Raw genomic sequence first — 16,777 nt, 5'->3', positions numbered from 1 at the left:
AGCCTTTTACTCTTTGTCACAGTCCTTTAACTTAGCCCGCTAGGCTTGCAGGACTGTTTCGCGATTAAAAGGCTTCCATTTAGACCAAAATTCGTACACCAAAGGTCAACAGCCCCTAGGGCGATTGCTTTTTATCGGTTGTTCTTCAACGCGACTTAATAGTTCGGCGATGAGGAAGTGGACATTAGCTTTAAGGCGCTAAAAGTTGTTTTTGGTATTTCAGTGGTGTTGTTGAGTACCACTTTTTAAAGGCGTGGGTAAATGATGATTGTTCCTGAAACCCCAATAAATCTGCGGTATCAGCGATAGAGTGATGTTTCAGCAAATCATCTAAGCGGGCTTTGCGTTCGCTATTGAGAATTTGTTGAAAACTAGTGCCACTTTGCTTCAATTTTCGCTGTAAGGTGCGCGGACTGATAAAAAGTGCATTGGCTACGCGTTGCTGATCGCAGCCTTTTAAGGTTGGATTGGCTTTTAAAAGCGCAACGACTCTATGACTTATGTCTTCATGCTGATTGGCGTAGAACTGGCTATTGGCACATTGAACACGGTCGCCGCCTTTGCTCGCCATTAGTTCTTCTTCGGATACTTTTACAAGCGCACTAAACATCGCTTTGTTCTCGCTGGTAAATGAAATATGTAAAAGGTGCTGAGGAAAAATAATGGCGTTGGTGTTGGCGTTATCAACCACCTCACAATTGAACCACATCGCTAGCATGGCTTTTTCCGAATCGCTCAAAGGAAACGTAAAGGTGACGGCATTCAGTTTACAGGCAGAACCTAATATCTTGTAGACGGTTGCTACCCAGGCTGTGGTGTTGCGCAATACCATCTGCTTGCAATCGGCGCTTTTGGGTACCCACTCAACGCGGGTATTGTCAGGTTCGAAAAACACGCTAGTGGTGCCGATGTCAGCGACTAAAGCGTCAAAGCGGGTAAGCGCATTTATGGCTTGAGCCAAGTTTTCGCAGCTTTCAACAAGGTAACCCAGCACCCCGTAATCTTTCGCCTGAATATGTTTACCTAATTCAAAACCAAATAACGAATTGTTGGTTAATGCGACTCCTTGGTTTAACAGCTCAACGTATACATCCATATCAACACGTGAAGAGCCAGACAGTGAGTCATGCTTTTGGGTAGTTAACGAAACATTGTCGGCATTAACGCCTAAGCTAACTAAATAGCTCACCGTACTTTGGATATAGGCTGAGGAAACTGATGGCATATGCTTGTCGCAAAATAACAAAAACACTGTCGCATTAACGCAAGATAAAATAAAAATGTCAATTTATGCTAGGAGCCGTCAAAAAAGGAAATAACCTAGATGGTTAACGTTTACTACCAAAAAAATATTGCTGCAACGCCCAAAGAACTGCGCGATACGCTGCTTGATCACCAGAATTTAAGCGATTTTTTCAACGCGTCGTTTAAGGTATTGAAAGCAGAAAATGATAATGAGATTAGCGGCGGAAAGGGCTGCGTAAGAGAAGTCACTATTCTGGGAGTACGCTTTAAAGAAGAAATTGTTCGTGCAGATACCAACGGCATTGAGTATAGAGTGGTTGATGACTTTCCAGTCAAAGCTCACAGGGGCGTTATTGCGTTCACGCAGCAGGAAAATTCAACAAACGTTTCTTATCGCATTACCTGTCGGGCGCCCTGGTATATACCAAACTGGTTACTGACGCGCCTGTTGCAAAACGATATTGAGCAATGTCTAGATAAGTTAGGAGCACGCTTTGATCCCCGTTGAACTTATTTTGCTAGGGTTAAGCCCCGTATTTCTACTGTGTGTTTTTGTTGAATTTAAGAAAGCGCGACAGTTTTACAATGTAAAAGACAGTGTGAACAATGCCTTACTTGCACTATTGCATCAGGGCTCTGATGCATTGGTCTTGCTTCTACTAATGCCTTTTTTTATTTGGTTACACCAGTTTTCACTATTTAAAATAGAGCTTAGTGCACTATCACTTTTTGCAGGTTTTATTCTTCAAGACTTTTTGTACTACTGGTTTCATCGTGCTTCACACAACATACACTGGTTTTGGCTAGCGCATGTGGTACATCACAGCTCGACAAAAATGAATTTCACAACGGCTTTCAGGCAAAGCGTTTTGTATCCTTTTGTGGGCATGTGGCTGTTCTGGGTACCAATGATTCTTATTGGTTTTTCGCCAAGTCTGGTTTTTGCCATTGTCGCTATCAATCTGGCTTATCAGTTTTTTGTACACACTCAAACGATTGGAAACCTAGGCTGGGTAGAGCGTATCTTCAACACGCCTACGCATCACCGTATTCATCACGCAACGAATAAACCATATATCGATAAGAATTACGGTGGCGTACTTATTATATGGGATAAGTTATTCGGCACTTTCGCTAAAGAAGACAAAGCGATAACGATAAAGTACGGCATTGTAGGAAAAATGCCTGAGGACAATCCTCTTAGCGCCAACTTAAGTCAAATAGGTGTGCTTCGTGAACAGCTTCAGCACGCAAAAGGGATAAAAGCAAAGTTAAAGAGGTTGTTTGGCTATCCTGTCGCAGATTGATAGTAATGGTGCTCGCGCGCCTGAACTATGTTTTTACAACTCATTCAATTTGCACACATTCATTGGCAGAAATGCACCAAAGTAAAGCATATTGTTGACCGAGATGAAGCAAAGTGGGAATGCCATTTAAATAGACTTTCCACACTCAAGGATCCGCAACCTCTAGAGTTGCATTACAACCAACAGCGTCTGACTGAATTCGCTTTCCTTAGGCGCACTTTTTGCAGATTAACACCTTTTCAGTTGGTAACAACATACTAGCCAAGCTTTTACAGTAGCTAAAAGCGCCAAGGAAATAGGGAAGTTAAATGAAAAAGTTTATTGAAAATATGCCAAAAGCCGAACTTCACGTTCATATTGAAGGCACATTAGAGCCTGAGCTAAGTTTTGCCTTAGCGCAGAAAAATAACGTTTCACTGAAAGCCAAGACACCTGAAGAAATGATAAAGGCGTATGATTTTTATGATTTACCTTCTTTCCTCGATATTTACTACGCGGGTATGAGCGTGCTAATAGAAGAGGATGACTTCTACCAGCTTACTATGGCATACCTTAAGAGAGCCGCAGCACAGAACATCGTTTATGTTGAGCTTTTCTTTGACCCCCAAGCTCATACAATTCGAGGTGTGAGTTTCGATAGCGTTATTAACGGAATACATGCAGCGCAAAAAGATGCGCGCACTGAATTGGGTGTAGAAAGTCAGCTTATCCTGTGCTTCTTGCGAGATATGTCGGCTGAATCAGCGATGGAACATCTGAAGCTAGCTAAGCCCCACCTCAACAAGTTAGTCGGCGTCGGGCTCGATTCCGACGAGAAAAATAACCCGCCATCAAAGTTTGCAGAAGTATTCTCAAAAGCGCGTTCATGGGGACTTAAACTTACAATGCACTGTGATGTTAACCAAGACAATACGCAAGAGCACATACGTCAAGTAATTGAGGATATTAAGGTCGACAGGATTGATCATGGTGTAAACATTCTCGAATCTGATGCTTTATGCGAGCTTGCAAAATCAAAAAATTTGGGATTAACGGTCTGTCCTGTTTCAAACAAATTTGTTGTTCAATCACTCACTTCTTGTGAATTGAAACAAATGTTGGAAAAAGGGTTGCTGCCGAGTATCAATTCAGACGATCCGTCTTATTTCAGAGCCTACTTGAATGAGAATTTAATTGCCCTACAAGAAGAAGGGCAATTCAGCAAAGAGGATTTAATCACGCTTGTTGAAAATAGCTTTAAAACCAGTTGGCTTTCTGAAAAGCGTAAAATGGATTATTTAGATACGTTGAAACGTTACACGGACACTGTTGCAGTAGCGTAATTTTGCTTTAAGTATTTCGTTTTAATTAAAGGTGCTGCGCAGAGCGGCACCTTTAACAAGGAGTAACGTTACTCTTTACTAGCAATTTTCTGAAGGTTGCTGTGAATTTTGAAAAGTACGATAAGCAGCTCGCACCAGATTCTTGCGCCAATACAGCCAGACACGATAATAAATAGGCCGTATACAAAACTCGCGTCGTACCCTACAAACATCGTTGTTACGCCACTTACCACAGATCCTAGAAGCAATAGCCAGTACACGAAAGTGATAATCTTAGGGGTTAACATTGAGTCGAAGAAGAAAATATCTTTCATAATCATTCCTTGATGAAGTTTGCAGGTAGCAAGCGCTAATGTTATGCCGCATCCTGCGACAAACTTCTTGTTGTTATCGTTGTTTAGTGTTTAAAAGAATTGTGAGCAAGCTCACAGGGATAGTTGTAACACCGAAAGGTAGTGAGCGCAACACTCTGTTATAAAAGGATTTTATCTTGCGCCTTGCAAGCCGCCTGTGTGCAGTACAACAATGCGTGACCCGTCTTCAAACATACCTTTGGCCAGCATATCTTTAACTGCCCAAAAGGCTTTGCCGGAATAAACAGGCTCGATATCAAAATCGAAAGTATTATTAAAATCGTTGCAGAAGGTTTGAAGCTCATTTGGCGCTTTGGCGTAACCACCGAAGTGGTAGTTGTGTTCAATATGCCAATTTGATCGCCCAAGCGAGGCTGGAAGAAATTGTTCGACTAATCCTTCTAAGTAGTCTTCACCCTTCAGCACGCCAACACCGACAGCGTTGCAACCAGTGTGATGGAGAGTGTCTTTCGCATTCTTTTCATTACGTTTATTTAATGCACTGACTATTCCCGCCAAAGTGGCTCCACTAGCGACAGGAGCGACAATAAAATCAAAGTCCATGTCAATTTCATCAACCATGTCCTTTATCCCTTGAAGCGCTTGTGCTTGGCTTCCGCCCTCAGGAATGATCATCGCGTCAGGTTGCTGCTGCTTAAGATGAAGTAGATATGCGCTATCGTTTCGCTTTTTGTAAGTGACTCGGTCTACATAGTCGATACGGGTGCCCCAACTTTTCAAATCCTCAATCATGGGTGTAGGTGCAGCGCTATAGTCACCGCGAATAACGGCGATAAAAGGAATGCCCAATTTATAACAAACAAAGCCTAGTGCATGCAGGTGGTTAGAAAAACCGCCGCCGAAACTCACTATCGTTTTTGGCAACGTGCTGGTGAGCGCATGACTTAGCTTTCGCCATTTATTACCTGACATTACAGGGTGAATAGCATCATCACGTTTAACAAATAGCGATACCTTGCTGGCACCTTCCCAATTTGGCTTAAATGGGATTAGCGGTGAGGGCAGGGTTAATGACGATTTAAATGCATCTAGGGGAAGCACAACGAGAGCCTAGTGTCAGTTGATCAAATGTGTGAAGGCAAGAGTATAACCAGATAGAAATTCAATAAAAGACCTGTAATGTTTATTACGCTAATAAGAGCATAGTTATGGTTATCAAAATGTATGGCCTATTTCGCCAGTTGAGAGCTAAATCCTTACCAATGCGCCCAGAAAGTGCCAGTGGTGTGTGGGGACATTCGATGTATAGCGCTAGCATGGCTGCGAAGATGTTTTCCATCATTCTTTTTGTTTCGATATCAACAAGCGGGCTAATCATGTCAAAGAATGCGGTTGCGCAAGAGCCAGATGTTAAGCACATCAGTAATTATGTTCCCAATGCAAAGCTTGTTGGAAAAGGAATGTTCTCTTACTACTTCTGGGATGTGTATACCGGTGAGCTTTATGCGCCTGAAGGTGAATACGCCAACCAGCCCCCCTTTGCACTAAAGTTAACGTACCAGCGAGACTTGGAAGGCAAGAAAATTGCCCAGCGTTCTATTGATGAAATGAAAAAGCAAGGAGACCTATCGGCTGATGATTCAGACAAGTGGCTTTCCCTGATGAATAGTATCTTTCCTGACGTCAGCGAGGGCGACGTCATTACCGGTATTGCTACGAAAGATGGCACGAGTGTGTTTTACGTGAACGGTGAAAAGGCTGATGAAATTGAAGACAAAGCATTTACACAGCGTTTTTTTGATATCTGGCTAAGCGATAAAACGTCTGAGCCAAAATTTAGAAAGAAGTTATTGGGAAACGGATAAGGGCAACGCTTTATTAGCACTACGCCATGTCTATCTCGTCAATTGATTAAGGTTACGAAAGTGATAAAGAATACGGTGAAGTTTGTTTTAGGAATCGGAATTGCCGCTTTAACGGTGGCAGGGCTATCCGGATGCTCTGTTTCAGTCGATGGTGAAGACTACAGGTCTGTATCGCCTGTTTTCGATATTGAGCAATTTTTTGATGGGAACGTTAAAGCTTGGGGCATTGTTCAGAACCGCTCGGGCGAGGTGGTGCAAAGGTTCGTAGTAGACATCGATGGTTCAGTAGACGGCGATACGTTAACCCTTGATGAATCCTTTAATTACGGTGTGGGCGACGGTCCAACGTCCCGTACTTGGACCATCGTAAAGCAGAGTGATAATAGCTATGTGGGTCGCGCGAGTGACATTGATGGTCCAGCCAAAGGCACAAGCTTTGGCAACGCATTTAACTTTCATTACGAGATGGATTTGCCGGTGGATGACACTAGCTATTCAGTGACGTTTGACGATTGGTTTTGGGCATTTGACGACAGTACTATGATGAACCGTTCGTATATTCGTAAGTTTGGTGTTGTGATGGCAGAAGTCACCATATTTATGCAAAAACAAACAGACTAATACGCCATTAACCTCGTTTTTTGAAAAATGCTGGCCAGTAGATTTACTGGTCAGTGACTTGTTACTCGTCGGCCCTCCATCTTTATATATTTCCGTTTTCGTTTCACATTTGAAACTAATCGACATTTACTTTGGCATTACCCGTGAGGTGGCATTTCGTTCCATGCTAATGTAAGCGTTTAATTCTTTATTTTTCTTTGCTTAGGAGCGTTCATGAAAGTTGCATTGATGATGGAAAACAGTCAGGCGGCTAAGAATCCGGTAATATTAAATGAGCTCACAAGCGTGGCGGACTCACTGGGACACGCTGTATTCAATGTGGGTATGAACAGCGAAACTGATCACCATCTTACCTATGTGCACTTAGGCATAATGGGAGCTATTCTACTCAACTCGAAAGCTGTCGATTTTGTGATTTCAGGCTGTGGTACGGGTCAAGGGGCTATGATGTCATTGAATGCTCATCCAGGCGTATTTTGCGGTTATTGTATCGACCCTTCAGATGCATTTTTGTTTAACCAAGTTAACAATGGAAATGCGTTAGCGTTACCTTTTGCAAAAGGCTTTGGATGGGGCGCTGAACTTAATGCGCGTTATATCTTTGAGAAAGCGTTAACAGGCGAGCGTGGCGCGGGCTATCCCGTTGAACGTAAAGAACCTCAAGTAAGAAACGCAGGTATTCTTGCAGATTTGAAGCGTGCGTTGGCGCCTGAGAGCTATGTTGATTCACTAAAGAAAATGGACGTTGAGCTGGTTAAAACAGCTGTGTCTGGCGAGCGTTTCCAGCAGTGTCTATTTGACCACGGTCAAGATGATGAGATTAAAGCGTATGTGAAGTCGCTGTTAGCGTAAGCGACTGGCACAAATCACAACGTTGAAAATGTAGGATAAAAGCGCTGATGCTAAGAAAAAAGCGTCAGCGTTTTTTTATTTTTTGTCGACAAAAACAATAGTCCAAAGCTTAACGCTTAAACGTAAATACCACACCTAACCCGTGCCCTTTAACTAGCGGGTCGTGAATAAACCAAATGTGGCCGTCGTGTAACTTCACAATGGCAGACACGAGCGATAAGCCCAACCCATTTCCCTTACTGGTTCTACTGCCGTCTGCCCGATAAAATCGGCGCTCCAGATTCACAATTTCATGTTCACCCACGCCAATTCCCGCATCGTTCACGGCAATCACGATATGACTTGCTGTGGTAGAGAGCTGTACGGTGACCACACTTTTTTCGTTAGAGTACTTTATGGCGTTGTCTAACACGTTAGCTACAGCTTGAAATAGCAGGTTAGGATCGGCAAGCATTGTAACTGCAACGAGCTCGCTCGAAAGGGTAATGTCGCGCTCTTCTGCAAGGGGGTGATACAGGTCAACCACGTCCTCTACGATGGCGCGTACGTCAGTGGAACAAAAGCCTTCTTTCTTATTGGTGGTTTCAAGCCCACTTATGCGTAACAAGCTGTTAAACATGTTTAGCAGGTTGTCGGCTTCTTGGGTTGTATCTTCCCTTAGTTGAGTGTCTTCGATTTTTTCTAGCGTGTTGCGAAGTCGAGATAATGGGGTGCGAAGGTCATGGGCGATGCTATCGGTCACTGACTTTATATTGTTGACTGAACTCTCGATAGTATCGAGCATTTGATTAAACACAAATGACAAACTGCTCAGATCGTCCCAATTACTGTCAATTTCTAAACGCTCTTGCAGGTTTCCCGTTTTGATAATCTTATCCGCCGTTTGCGACATGCGGTTAATTCGATTAACCACGTAAACGGCTATAGCGAAGCTCAGCACACTCAAGGTACAAAGCAACACCACAATGATCCAGCTGAACGTTTTACCAAACCACTGTGCGCTGTATAAATCGTCAATGCCACGACCAACGTAAAGCACGTGATCGCCAAGGGTTACTTCTCTCATAAGTGCTTGGCGCAGCGTTTTTCTCGTTGTGCTATTGGGGCGGGTGATAACTATTTCTGCGGTAGCAAAACTGGCACCTTTGTGGCGCTCAAGAACAAGGGGAATTGACGACAGATTGCCAGCCACTACTTGTTCATCTTTACTCAGTGCAACAAATGAACGTAGGTGGTCGGAGGCTGAGGTGATTGTTGAGCCATTTGGCGAATGTTGGCCATTGTCTTTGGCTATCGCTAACTTAACCGCGTCAATACCGAGGTTTTCATAAAGAGTAATCAGCGCGTTTGTTTTGGCATTAACGGCAGCATTCGATTCCGAAATAAACAAGTCGCTGCTCGTTAATCGCCAAAAATAAACAATTAAAACAATGGCAATACAAGCTAGAGTGGTGAGCAATACGCCTACGCGAAAACTTGAACTACGCGTAAAGTCGCGTATTGCTATCATGCAAGCCCGTCCGCTATTCGATACCCTGTGCCTCTTACGGTTTCGATAAGCGGGACATTAAACGCCTTATCCACTTTTTGACGCAATCGGCTAATGTGAACATCTATCACATTCGTTTGCGGGTCGAAATGATAGTTCCAAACCTGCTCAAGCAGCATGCTTCGCGTCACGACTTTACCCTTGTGACGGAGCAGGCATTCAAGCAATTGAAATTCTTTAGACTGCAGGTCAATCTCTTGATCGCCACGCAATACTTTGCGGTTAACCAAGTCTAGAGTGAGGTCGCCTACTTTTATCAGCGTCTTGTCTTCACCTTCTTTGTTACGACCTGCAAGGCCTTCAACGCGAGCAAGTAACTCTTCAAAGGCAAAAGGCTTAGTTAAATAATCATTAGCGCCTGTGCGAAGGCCTTTGACCTTGTCTTCAACCTGACTTTTTGCACTCAGTAATAAAACGGGCGTTGTGTTGCCTTCTTCGCGAAGTTTTTCTAAAACAGAAAAACCGTCGAGTTCGGGCAGCATCACATCCAGAATTACGGCGTCTAATTCGTTACTTGACGCCTGTTGGTAGCCTGATGTTCCATCACCTACAGTAATACATTCATGCCCTTCACCCAATAGTCCATTTGCAATGTGCGAGGCAACCTTTGGATCATCTTCTACAAGTAGCACTTTCATTATTACGCTTCTTTTGTTTATCAACATTCACACACTTGTTTGGCGTTGCTGTCGCCATTATGTGGCGATTAATCGTCAGCAAGCAAAATCAAGCAGTCGCAAAGCAGTATCGCTTTCACATGCTTTTACGAGTGTTAAGTAACGAAACGATCACTTTTAAGCTTTTTCGCATGTAGCGACAATTTGTTCAGGTGTCTAGTGCCCTAGAGGGCGCATGCACAGTGCTTTGGCTTGCTCTACACTATTGAACTACACTGGGGCCCCGGTCAACGTGCATCTTGATCAAACACTTAACTTAGTTAGCCTCTGTCAAAACGCATGCTGGCGTTGTAAGGCGTGAAGTGTTGAACATCGCCTCGTGCACATTTTTCCTGAACTTCGTGCCAATATTCAGGGGTCATCAAATCACCGTGCAACGATTTGAGTATATCTTTGAACTTGCGTTTACCTACAATGAAGTGCTCAAACTGCTCGGGGAATACGTCGTTAGGCGCTACCGAGAGCGTATCAATAGCATAAGGATCGTCAGATTTCGGCAGGGATCTAAAATTGCGCTCATTCATTAAACAAATTTCATCATAGTCGTAGAAAATAACGCGGCCATGACGGGTAATACCGAAGTTTTTATGTAGCATGTCGCCAGGAAATATGTTGGCCATAGCAATTTGCTTAATGCACAGTCCAAGCTCATCTAATGCACGGGTAATTTTCTCTTCATCTGTTTCTTCTTGTAGATACAGATTAAGCGGCGTCATTTTCCGTTCAATGTACATGTGTTTAATGATGAGTTCAGATTCAGTGAATTCTAGGCTCGATGCACACGTTTCTTTCAATTCTTCAATAAGTTCAGGCTCAATTCTGTCTAGCGGAAACCTAAAATTCACATATTCATGAGTGTCGGCCATTCGGCCCACACGGTCTGACATTTTTACGAGTTTGTAGCATTCTTTAACGTGCTCACGCGTGATTTTTTTACTCTCTGCAAACTCGTCTTTAATAATTTTAAACACCACGCCATAAGAGGGCAGATGAAAAACCATCATGACCAGGCCTCGAATGCCAGGGGCCGCCTCAAATTTGTCGTCTGACTCGTCCATGTGCTGCAAGAAGTTGCGATAGAACACTGTTTTACCGTGCTTATAGTGTCCCATTGCCATATACAGCTCAAAGTGCTTTTTATTGGGGAGAAGCTCTTGAAGAAAGGCGGCAACTTCCGCAGGATTTTGAGTGTCAGCCATAAAGTAGCTGCGAGCAAAACCGAAAATAACGCTTAAGTCTTTGCGATCTGTTAGCAGCGCATCCACAAACATATGGGGTTCGTTATAGCGTCGCATGGCGATAACAAACGGCAGCGTTTCGTCGGGCATGCAAATTCGCCCAATCAGGTAAGCGGCTTTTCCTCTAAAAAACGTAGGCTTAAGGATTTCCACAGCTTGAACGCTGGCTAGCTGCTCCTTATTCAACCGAGCGCGAAGCGCGCTTTCAAGGTTCTGTAGGTCTCGCTCGAAGTTTTCAAACGGAATGTTGTATCGATATATCTTAAAAATTGACTCGTACATTTCACGCACCGTGGTGGTGGTGTCGAAGCTGTTAATCACTTTGTCTCTGTCTTGCCCGGGTAAGAAACAGCGGCTGGGCAAGACAAACATCATATCGTTATCGATTTTTCTATGTTTAAACAAGCGACCAATTACAGAGTTGTAAAAGGTTTCGGCTAGCTCAAATTGCGGGTGGCCTTCTAGCTGTAATGCAAATACTTTCTTAAGCTCTTGCCAGAAAGCGTCGTCTTTTTGATGTACTTGAGTTAGCTGATAAATTTCGGCGACAGCGTCTGACAGGCTTTGCTCGTAAATGGTTATTCGCTCTTTAGAGGCAAGCTGAGTTTCTTTCCAATTTCCCTTTTCGAACCTTTCTTGAGCGCCACGAGTGATGCGGGTGAACCATCGATAACTCTTATCGAAATGAGACAAAATTTGATAGGCAACTTTTCTTACCAAACTCTTATCTTGGCTAGTAGCTAACTCTTGCATGGTCGTGTGTTCCTTATTTTGTTACTCGCTATATCTACCACAAAATAGATAGCTTGAAGAGTGAAGTTTGGCGCAGATGGCGATTAAGTTACCAATTATCAGACACTTTTTTGTTTTATTATACTTTCGTTTAATGTATTCTGTTGGCGGATTAATAACCAATTATAAGTTTGTATTTGATGGGTTTTAATATTCTTATTTGTGATGACTCGGCGCTGGCGCGAAAAATGGCGAGAAGCAATTTGCCAGATGGCTTTGCTGAAACTATTTACGAAGTGTCAAATGGTATGGACGCGTTGGAAGTATTGGCTCATCACACAATAGACTTGGTTTTACTGGACCTGACCATGCCTGTTCTTGGTGGCATCAGTGTGTTGAGTGAAATAAAACGCCGTCAGCTAGAAACGTTTGTTATCGTAGTGTCTGGTGATATTCAGCCAATGATGCAAGAAAAAGTAATGTCTTTAGGTGCACTGGGCTTTATAGAAAAGCCGATAAAGCGGGACGTGCTAACGTCAGTTTTGCAGCGCTTCGGTTTTATTCTTCCCGATACTTACAAACCAGCGATTGCGGTTTAAGATTTTAACGACTTATAAAGAGCGTTGTGAAAAGCGTTGATAAAGGTTGATGAGAAAAATTGATGAAAAAGGGGCGAACTGTGGTTCGCCCTTTTTCATATGCGCTTAGTCAAACCAGTGGCGCGTTTTGTTTGCAAACCACACTAGCGAAAGCATAACTGGTACCTCAACCAGTACGCCCACCACTGTGGCAAGTGCCGCGCCGCTGTGTAAGCCAAATAGTGAAATGGCTACGGCGACCGCCAATTCAAAAAAGTTTGACGTACCAATCATACATGCCGGCGCTGCAACATTATGCGGCAGTTTCATACGTTTTGCCGCAAAGTAAGCAATGGCAAAAATACCGTAAGTTTGTATTAGTAGCGGTATCGCGATAAGCACGATGTCTTGCGGCTGCGATAAAATAGTTTCGGCCTGAAGACCAAACAAAATAACAATAGTGAGTAGCAGGCCGATAACTGAAAAGGGTTTGAACTTGCTAACCAATGCGTCAACAGCGCCATTTCCTTGTGCGTTATTGCCTTTATTTTCCAAGTGACGGCGCGTGATATAACCCGCGACCAATGGCAATACAACATACAGTGCAACAGAAAGCAGCAGGGTATCCCATGGTACGGTTATATCTGTTACGCCCAGCAGCATGGCGGTAAGCGGTGCAAAGGCAACGACCATAATCAAGTCATTAATTGATACCTGGACTAACGTGTAGTTAGCATCCCCTTTGGTAAGGTGACTCCACACAAATACCATCGCTGTACATGGAGCGACGCCCAGTAGGATCATGCCTGCAATGTACTCAGTGGCAGTTTGCGGATCTACCCAGTCGGCAAAAATGCCCTTAAAAAATAGCCAACCCAATAGTGCCATAGTGAAGGGCTTTATCAGCCAGTTAATCACCAAGGTCAGTACAAGGCCTTTCGGCTTTTTACCCACGTCTTTAATTGAGCCAAAGTCTATTTGTACCATCATTGGGTAAATCATTAGCCAAATAAGTACTGCCACTATCAGGTTTACGTGCGCATATTCAAGCGCCGCAATAGACGCAAAGACACCCGGCATGGCATAGCCTAGGCCCACCCCTGCAACAATGCAAAGGCCAACCCACACTGATAAATAACGTTCAAAGAAACCCATTCTGATTCACCTTTGTCTTACTTTACAACGATTTTTGATTAACACGCTTACTCACTTCTTCTGCGCTTTCAACGCGCTCAGAATAGCGGTCAACTAAAAAGTCTTTGTTGTCGCGGGTGAGCAAAGTAAATTTCACCAACTCTTCAACTACGTCCACAATGCGGTTGTAGTAAGGTGACGGCTTCATGCGACCATCGTCTTCAAATTCTAGAAAGGCTTTTGCCACAGAAGACTGATTAGGGATGGTTAGCATGCGCATCCAGCGACCTAAAATGCGCATTTGGTTTACCGCATTGAACGATTGTGAACCGCCGGAAACCTGCATAATCGCCAACGTTTTACCTTGGGTCGGTCGCACGCCGCCAAGGCTAAGCGGTACCCAGTCAATCATGCTTTTCATAATGCCAGTCATGCTGCCGTGGCGCTCTGGTGAACACCAAATTTGCCCTTCAGACCACATCATAAGCTCACGCAGTTCTTTCACTTTTGGATGTGAGTCATCTTCAGTATCTGGCTGCGGCAATCCACGAGGGTCAAAGATTTTGGCTTCAGCGCCAAAGTATTCGAGCAACCGCGCCGACTCTTCAATTACTAGGCGGCTGTACGAGCGTTCTCTGAGCGAGCCGTAAAGTAGCAATATACGCGGCTTGTGGTCTGAGAACCTTGATGCAAAGTTAGCCATAATTGGCTTGTGCATTTGCGCCATTACCGCGTTATCAGATGGGCTTTGTGCCTTTGAGCTTTCTTGGTTGCTTGATATATCTTGGCTCATTGATTTACTGTTACCCATTACTGAGCTCCTAATTTTGATAGTGCCTCTTTAAGCGCTGCTTTATCTAAGTTTTTCTCAGCAAGTTCTGCTAATGCCGCTACACGCTTTTCAATAATATCGATGGTGTTGTTGAAGGCCTCTGCTTTCTCTTGTTCGCTACCTTCTAACTTAGACGGGTCTTCTAAGCCCCAGTGCACCTTAAGAGATTTACCGAAATAAACAGGGCATGACTCGCCCGCCGCTGAATCACAAACCGTGACAACAAGATCAGCATCGTAATCTTCAAATTCATCCCACGACTGGCTTTGAAGGCCGTCTGTACTGAACCCGCGCTCTGCAAGGTACTTAAGAGAAAGAGGGTGTACTTCACCGACAGGCTGGCTGCCCGCGCTGCGCGCTTCTACATTGCCGTTCGAGGCGTTAGTGATGGCCTCGCAAAGAATGCTGCGGCAACGGTTGTGCGTACAAATATATAAAATCTTCATATAAAACCTTGTTTAATGGTCGAGGCTACTGTGGGTAGCTGTAATAAATAGAATAAGACTTCGAAAAAAACAGATACTTGGCGAAGTATTAAGCTGCAATTAACACCAGGGCCTTTTGACCTTTGCTGTGCATTTTTGCAGCGGTCTCTGTGCCATTCAGAAAGTTTGGAATCTAGCAATTCTCGCAGGACAAATTCGCTAACGCCTCGCTAATATATTCATTGTTGTGAATAGCGGTGTTCTTAATGACCTCCAGCGCCCAAGTGGGTAGGTCAGGATGGAGCTGGTAATACACCCATTTGCCCTTACGAGTATCGAGAACTAAACCGCACTTTCGTAAGTCAGCGAGATGGCGTGAAATTTTGGGCTGGCTTAATTGAAGCGCATCAGTAAGGTCGCACACGCATAGCTCACCTTTTACACAGAGCATAAGCAGCGTCTTTAAGCGGGTGTCTTCCGACAAGCATTTGAAAAATGTTAAAGGCTGTAGCTGCGCAGAATCAGAACAAGTCGACATAAATCACATCACATATGAAATTTCGTATGCGATGTATCGTATATGAAATTCCGTATGTGTCAATAATAAATCTGAAATTTCATATGTGTTTGGTAGGGACGAGAGGGTCTTAGACCGCCATTATTCTCGGTAAGCCAGAAATTTAGTGGTTTTCAGGATCGGCAGCCTCAAACGACATCGCTACTTCTTTACCGTTTACCTCATTGTAGTGGGCAATTACCTCGTTCATGAAGGCGAACCATGTTGGATTCGGATGCCAAATAGCCATAAGGTCTTTTTGGGCGGCTTGTTCATTTTCACCAAGTACGTTAATTCTGTATAGATACGTAAAAGCAGCGCCTCGCCAATTCAGTTTGCAGTGCGTGAGTACCTTGTCTTCTTTGATATCGACGGTTTGCATAAACGCTGCGTAATTTAAAAAGTTGGCTAATGTGGGGCCTTCCCAATCCACGGGCACATTAAAGTAATTGAGTCCTAATTCTGAGGTAGTTAAGATTTCACTGGTTCTATCCCCTGGGATCAAATCTACAACGTGCGTCACCCCTTTTTCTTTCAGTAAAGAAAGGTGAGAGGCATCGGGTAAGCCCGAAGAGAACATATATGGCGCGTTTTCTTGGTAGTTGGTGAGCGTTGTAAGTGTCGGTTTGGTATTCATTTGCGTTTGGTCACTGGTTTGCGGTGTTGAATTGTCTTCATGATATGCGTTCGCATGTGCACTTAAACCTAGCCCTAAACCAATACAGGCCGCACTGACAGCGAGACTACGCTTATACGTTTGAAATGACAGTGTATCTTTCAATATTTTAAGTGCTGCTGATTGGTGCTTTTTCATAATTTAGCGCTCGATGTTCACACTGGTTAGTGGTGGCGTTATTGCCATTTCTTACGTTACACATTTGATGGCTTGTTGTCCAAGTGGCAATGCCTCCGTTATGTAAACAGGCCCTAACCGTGGCATTGATAACAACTGCTGAATTGAATGTTTATATATCACTTTTAAGTTTAACTTTTCACTACCTTAGGTTTTAAAGAAGGCGTATTACGACCAGATGATTTTGGTTTGTATTTACAGCTAAGCCAGATTGAAAAAGGAACGCCTATAAGGGCAGGTAGAACCCAACTGACAAGTTGTAGTGACGGCGAGCCTTCGAATAATGCGCGTCCTCCAAAGGCAAAAAATGCGGTATATGCACCAATGCCAGAGCCAATGATATGCCCAATGTGCTCAGTTACCCACGAACCTGCAACGATGTCTTTTTGATAAACATAGCGCACAATACCAATGGCATTTAACAGTGCAATAGGGGCAAAGATACAAGTTAGCGTGATGCCGTACGTAATACCCTGATACAACGCAATGGAAGCGACGACAAAAAGCAGTACGGGTAGCCATAAATATTCAATTGTGCGCAGCTGCTCAAGATTTTGCTTCACTTTAAGCACTGCTACAGAATGCCTCACGTTGTTCCACACCAACAGGCTTAACATCAGCAAAAAGATATATTGACCTCTAAGGTATGCAGTGAAATAAGCAACAGACTCAAAGTG

Annotated in this window: 19 protein-coding genes; 7 read left to right on the top strand and 12 right to left on the bottom strand. The window is 43.8% G+C overall.

Annotation, left to right across the window (positions count from 1 at the left end; genetic code table 11):
- Positions 1-190: 190 nt before the first annotated feature.
- Positions 191-1,225, bottom strand: a complete 1,035-nt coding sequence (locus tag QVA83_RS16130; protein ID WP_231513105.1) for an AraC family transcriptional regulator — start codon at positions 1,223-1,225, stop codon at positions 191-193.
- Positions 1,226-1,324: 99 nt separating this feature from the next.
- On the opposite strand from QVA83_RS16130, the gene QVA83_RS16125 reads away from it, so the two are divergent.
- From QVA83_RS16125 to add, 3 genes are all read left to right on the top strand, one after another.
- Positions 1,325-1,753 carry an SRPBCC family protein gene (locus tag QVA83_RS16125; protein WP_069944819.1) on the top strand — a complete coding sequence of 143 codons (429 nt, stop codon included), beginning with the start codon at positions 1,325-1,327 and terminating at the stop codon, positions 1,751-1,753.
- Complete coding sequence (locus QVA83_RS16120) at positions 1,740-2,552, top strand: sterol desaturase family protein (RefSeq protein WP_156078771.1); 813 nt, start codon at positions 1,740-1,742, stop codon at positions 2,550-2,552. Before QVA83_RS16125 ends, QVA83_RS16120 begins: the two co-directional genes overlap by 14 nt.
- Positions 2,553-2,860: 308 nt before the next feature.
- A complete protein-coding gene (gene add, locus QVA83_RS16115) occupies positions 2,861-3,874 on the top strand; it encodes an adenosine deaminase (protein WP_069944817.1) in 1,014 nt (337 codons plus the stop codon).
- A 68-nt stretch (positions 3,875-3,942) separates the two neighbouring features.
- On the opposite strand, the gene QVA83_RS16110 is transcribed toward add, so the two are convergent.
- Both QVA83_RS16110 and QVA83_RS16105 read right to left on the bottom strand, forming a co-directional pair.
- Positions 3,943-4,188 (bottom strand): DUF4282 domain-containing protein, encoded by a 246-nt coding sequence (locus QVA83_RS16110; protein ID WP_014950508.1) that lies wholly within the window; start codon positions 4,186-4,188, stop codon positions 3,943-3,945.
- Positions 4,189-4,359: 171 nt separating this feature from the next.
- Positions 4,360-5,289, bottom strand: a complete 930-nt coding sequence (locus QVA83_RS16105; RefSeq protein ID WP_156078770.1) for a 1-aminocyclopropane-1-carboxylate deaminase/D-cysteine desulfhydrase — start codon at positions 5,287-5,289, stop codon at positions 4,360-4,362.
- 107 nt (positions 5,290-5,396) lie between these two features.
- Here QVA83_RS16105 and QVA83_RS16100 point away from each other — a divergent pair, with 107 nt between their 5' ends.
- The 3 genes from QVA83_RS16100 (at position 5,397) to QVA83_RS16090 (ending at position 7,526) form a co-directional block, all read left to right on the top strand.
- A complete protein-coding gene (locus QVA83_RS16100; RefSeq protein WP_156078769.1) occupies positions 5,397-6,053 on the top strand; it encodes a chalcone isomerase family protein in 657 nt (218 codons plus the stop codon).
- Positions 6,054-6,113: 60 nt separating this feature from the next.
- Positions 6,114-6,674 (top strand): DUF3833 domain-containing protein, encoded by a 561-nt coding sequence (locus tag QVA83_RS16095; protein ID WP_156078768.1) that lies wholly within the window; start codon positions 6,114-6,116, stop codon positions 6,672-6,674.
- Between the two features lie 213 nt (positions 6,675-6,887).
- Positions 6,888-7,526 carry an RpiB/LacA/LacB family sugar-phosphate isomerase gene (locus tag QVA83_RS16090; protein ID WP_156078767.1) on the top strand — a complete coding sequence of 213 codons (639 nt, stop codon included), beginning with the start codon at positions 6,888-6,890 and terminating at the stop codon, positions 7,524-7,526.
- A gap of 109 nt (positions 7,527-7,635) precedes the next feature.
- Here the strand turns inward: QVA83_RS16090 and QVA83_RS16085 are convergent, their stop codons facing one another.
- The 3 genes from QVA83_RS16085 to aceK all read right to left on the bottom strand — a co-directional run bounded on the left by QVA83_RS16085 (position 7,636) and on the right by aceK (position 11,743).
- Positions 7,636-9,036 carry a HAMP domain-containing sensor histidine kinase gene (locus QVA83_RS16085; RefSeq protein WP_283631839.1) on the bottom strand — a complete coding sequence of 467 codons (1,401 nt, stop codon included), beginning with the start codon at positions 9,034-9,036 and terminating at the stop codon, positions 7,636-7,638.
- Positions 9,033-9,713, bottom strand: coding sequence for a response regulator transcription factor (locus tag QVA83_RS16080; RefSeq protein WP_014950502.1), 681 nt, complete (start codon positions 9,711-9,713; stop codon positions 9,033-9,035). The genes QVA83_RS16085 and QVA83_RS16080 overlap by 4 nt, the downstream gene beginning before the upstream one ends.
- A gap of 299 nt (positions 9,714-10,012) precedes the next feature.
- Positions 10,013-11,743, bottom strand: coding sequence for a bifunctional isocitrate dehydrogenase kinase/phosphatase (gene aceK, locus QVA83_RS16075; protein ID WP_049586015.1), 1,731 nt, complete (start codon positions 11,741-11,743; stop codon positions 10,013-10,015).
- A 179-nt stretch (positions 11,744-11,922) separates the two neighbouring features.
- Between aceK and QVA83_RS16070 the strand changes: the two genes are divergently transcribed.
- Complete coding sequence (locus QVA83_RS16070; protein WP_014950500.1) at positions 11,923-12,321, top strand: response regulator; 399 nt, start codon at positions 11,923-11,925, stop codon at positions 12,319-12,321.
- A 105-nt stretch (positions 12,322-12,426) separates the two neighbouring features.
- Here QVA83_RS16070 and arsB read toward each other — a convergent pair whose 3' ends face one another.
- From arsB to QVA83_RS16040, 6 genes are all read right to left on the bottom strand, one after another.
- On the bottom strand, positions 12,427-13,455 hold the full coding sequence (gene arsB, locus QVA83_RS16065; protein ID WP_014980115.1) for an ACR3 family arsenite efflux transporter: 1,029 nt from the start codon (positions 13,453-13,455) through the stop codon (positions 12,427-12,429).
- Positions 13,456-13,477: 22 nt separating this feature from the next.
- Positions 13,478-14,245, bottom strand: coding sequence for an arsenical resistance protein ArsH (arsH, locus tag QVA83_RS16060; RefSeq protein WP_039226266.1), 768 nt, complete (start codon positions 14,243-14,245; stop codon positions 13,478-13,480).
- Positions 14,245-14,712, bottom strand: a complete 468-nt coding sequence (locus QVA83_RS16055) for an arsenate reductase ArsC (protein WP_014980113.1) — start codon at positions 14,710-14,712, stop codon at positions 14,245-14,247. The genes arsH and QVA83_RS16055 overlap by 1 nt, the downstream gene beginning before the upstream one ends.
- A gap of 172 nt (positions 14,713-14,884) precedes the next feature.
- Entirely contained in the window at positions 14,885-15,229 is a 345-nt protein-coding gene (locus QVA83_RS16050) for a metalloregulator ArsR/SmtB family transcription factor (RefSeq protein ID WP_156078765.1), read from the bottom strand.
- Between the two features lie 142 nt (positions 15,230-15,371).
- Positions 15,372-16,061 (bottom strand): protein-tyrosine phosphatase family protein, encoded by a 690-nt coding sequence (locus QVA83_RS16045; protein WP_156078764.1) that lies wholly within the window; start codon positions 16,059-16,061, stop codon positions 15,372-15,374.
- A 170-nt stretch (positions 16,062-16,231) separates the two neighbouring features.
- Positions 16,232-16,777: hypothetical protein (locus QVA83_RS16040; protein WP_287498675.1), on the bottom strand; the 546-nt coding region annotated here is incomplete at its 5' end.

This window comes from Alteromonas sp. AO-Serp, from assembly GCF_017849675.1.
Lineage (GTDB): Bacteria > Pseudomonadota > Gammaproteobacteria > Enterobacterales > Alteromonadaceae > Alteromonas > Alteromonas macleodii.
The sequence above is the reverse complement of the archived record's forward strand: the minus strand, read 5'-3'. Positions and strand labels throughout refer to the sequence as shown.

Coding starts and splice junctions, on each gene's coding strand:
- QVA83_RS16130 (WP_231513105.1), bottom strand. CDS start 1,225: ATGCCATCAGTTTCCTCAGCCTATATCCAAAGTACGGTGAGCTATTTA.
- QVA83_RS16125 (WP_069944819.1), top strand. CDS start 1,325: ATGGTTAACGTTTACTACCAAAAAAATATTGCTGCAACGCCCAAAGAA.
- add (WP_069944817.1), top strand. CDS start 2,861: ATGAAAAAGTTTATTGAAAATATGCCAAAAGCCGAACTTCACGTTCAT.
- QVA83_RS16110 (WP_014950508.1), bottom strand. CDS start 4,188: ATGAAAGATATTTTCTTCTTCGACTCAATGTTAACCCCTAAGATTATC.
- QVA83_RS16100 (WP_156078769.1), top strand. CDS start 5,397: ATGGTTATCAAAATGTATGGCCTATTTCGCCAGTTGAGAGCTAAATCC.
- QVA83_RS16090 (WP_156078767.1), top strand. CDS start 6,888: ATGAAAGTTGCATTGATGATGGAAAACAGTCAGGCGGCTAAGAATCCG.
- QVA83_RS16085 (WP_283631839.1), bottom strand. CDS start 9,036: ATGATAGCAATACGCGACTTTACGCGTAGTTCAAGTTTTCGCGTAGGC.
- QVA83_RS16080 (WP_014950502.1), bottom strand. CDS start 9,713: ATGAAAGTGCTACTTGTAGAAGATGATCCAAAGGTTGCCTCGCACATT.
- aceK (WP_049586015.1), bottom strand. CDS start 11,743: ATGCAAGAGTTAGCTACTAGCCAAGATAAGAGTTTGGTAAGAAAAGTT.
- QVA83_RS16070 (WP_014950500.1), top strand. CDS start 11,923: ATGGGTTTTAATATTCTTATTTGTGATGACTCGGCGCTGGCGCGAAAA.
- arsB (WP_014980115.1), bottom strand. CDS start 13,455: ATGGGTTTCTTTGAACGTTATTTATCAGTGTGGGTTGGCCTTTGCATT.
- arsH (WP_039226266.1), bottom strand. CDS start 14,245: ATGGGTAACAGTAAATCAATGAGCCAAGATATATCAAGCAACCAAGAA.
- QVA83_RS16055 (WP_014980113.1), bottom strand. CDS start 14,712: ATGAAGATTTTATATATTTGTACGCACAACCGTTGCCGCAGCATTCTT.
- QVA83_RS16050 (WP_156078765.1), bottom strand. CDS start 15,229: ATGTCGACTTGTTCTGATTCTGCGCAGCTACAGCCTTTAACATTTTTC.
- QVA83_RS16045 (WP_156078764.1), bottom strand. CDS start 16,061: ATGAAAAAGCACCAATCAGCAGCACTTAAAATATTGAAAGATACACTG.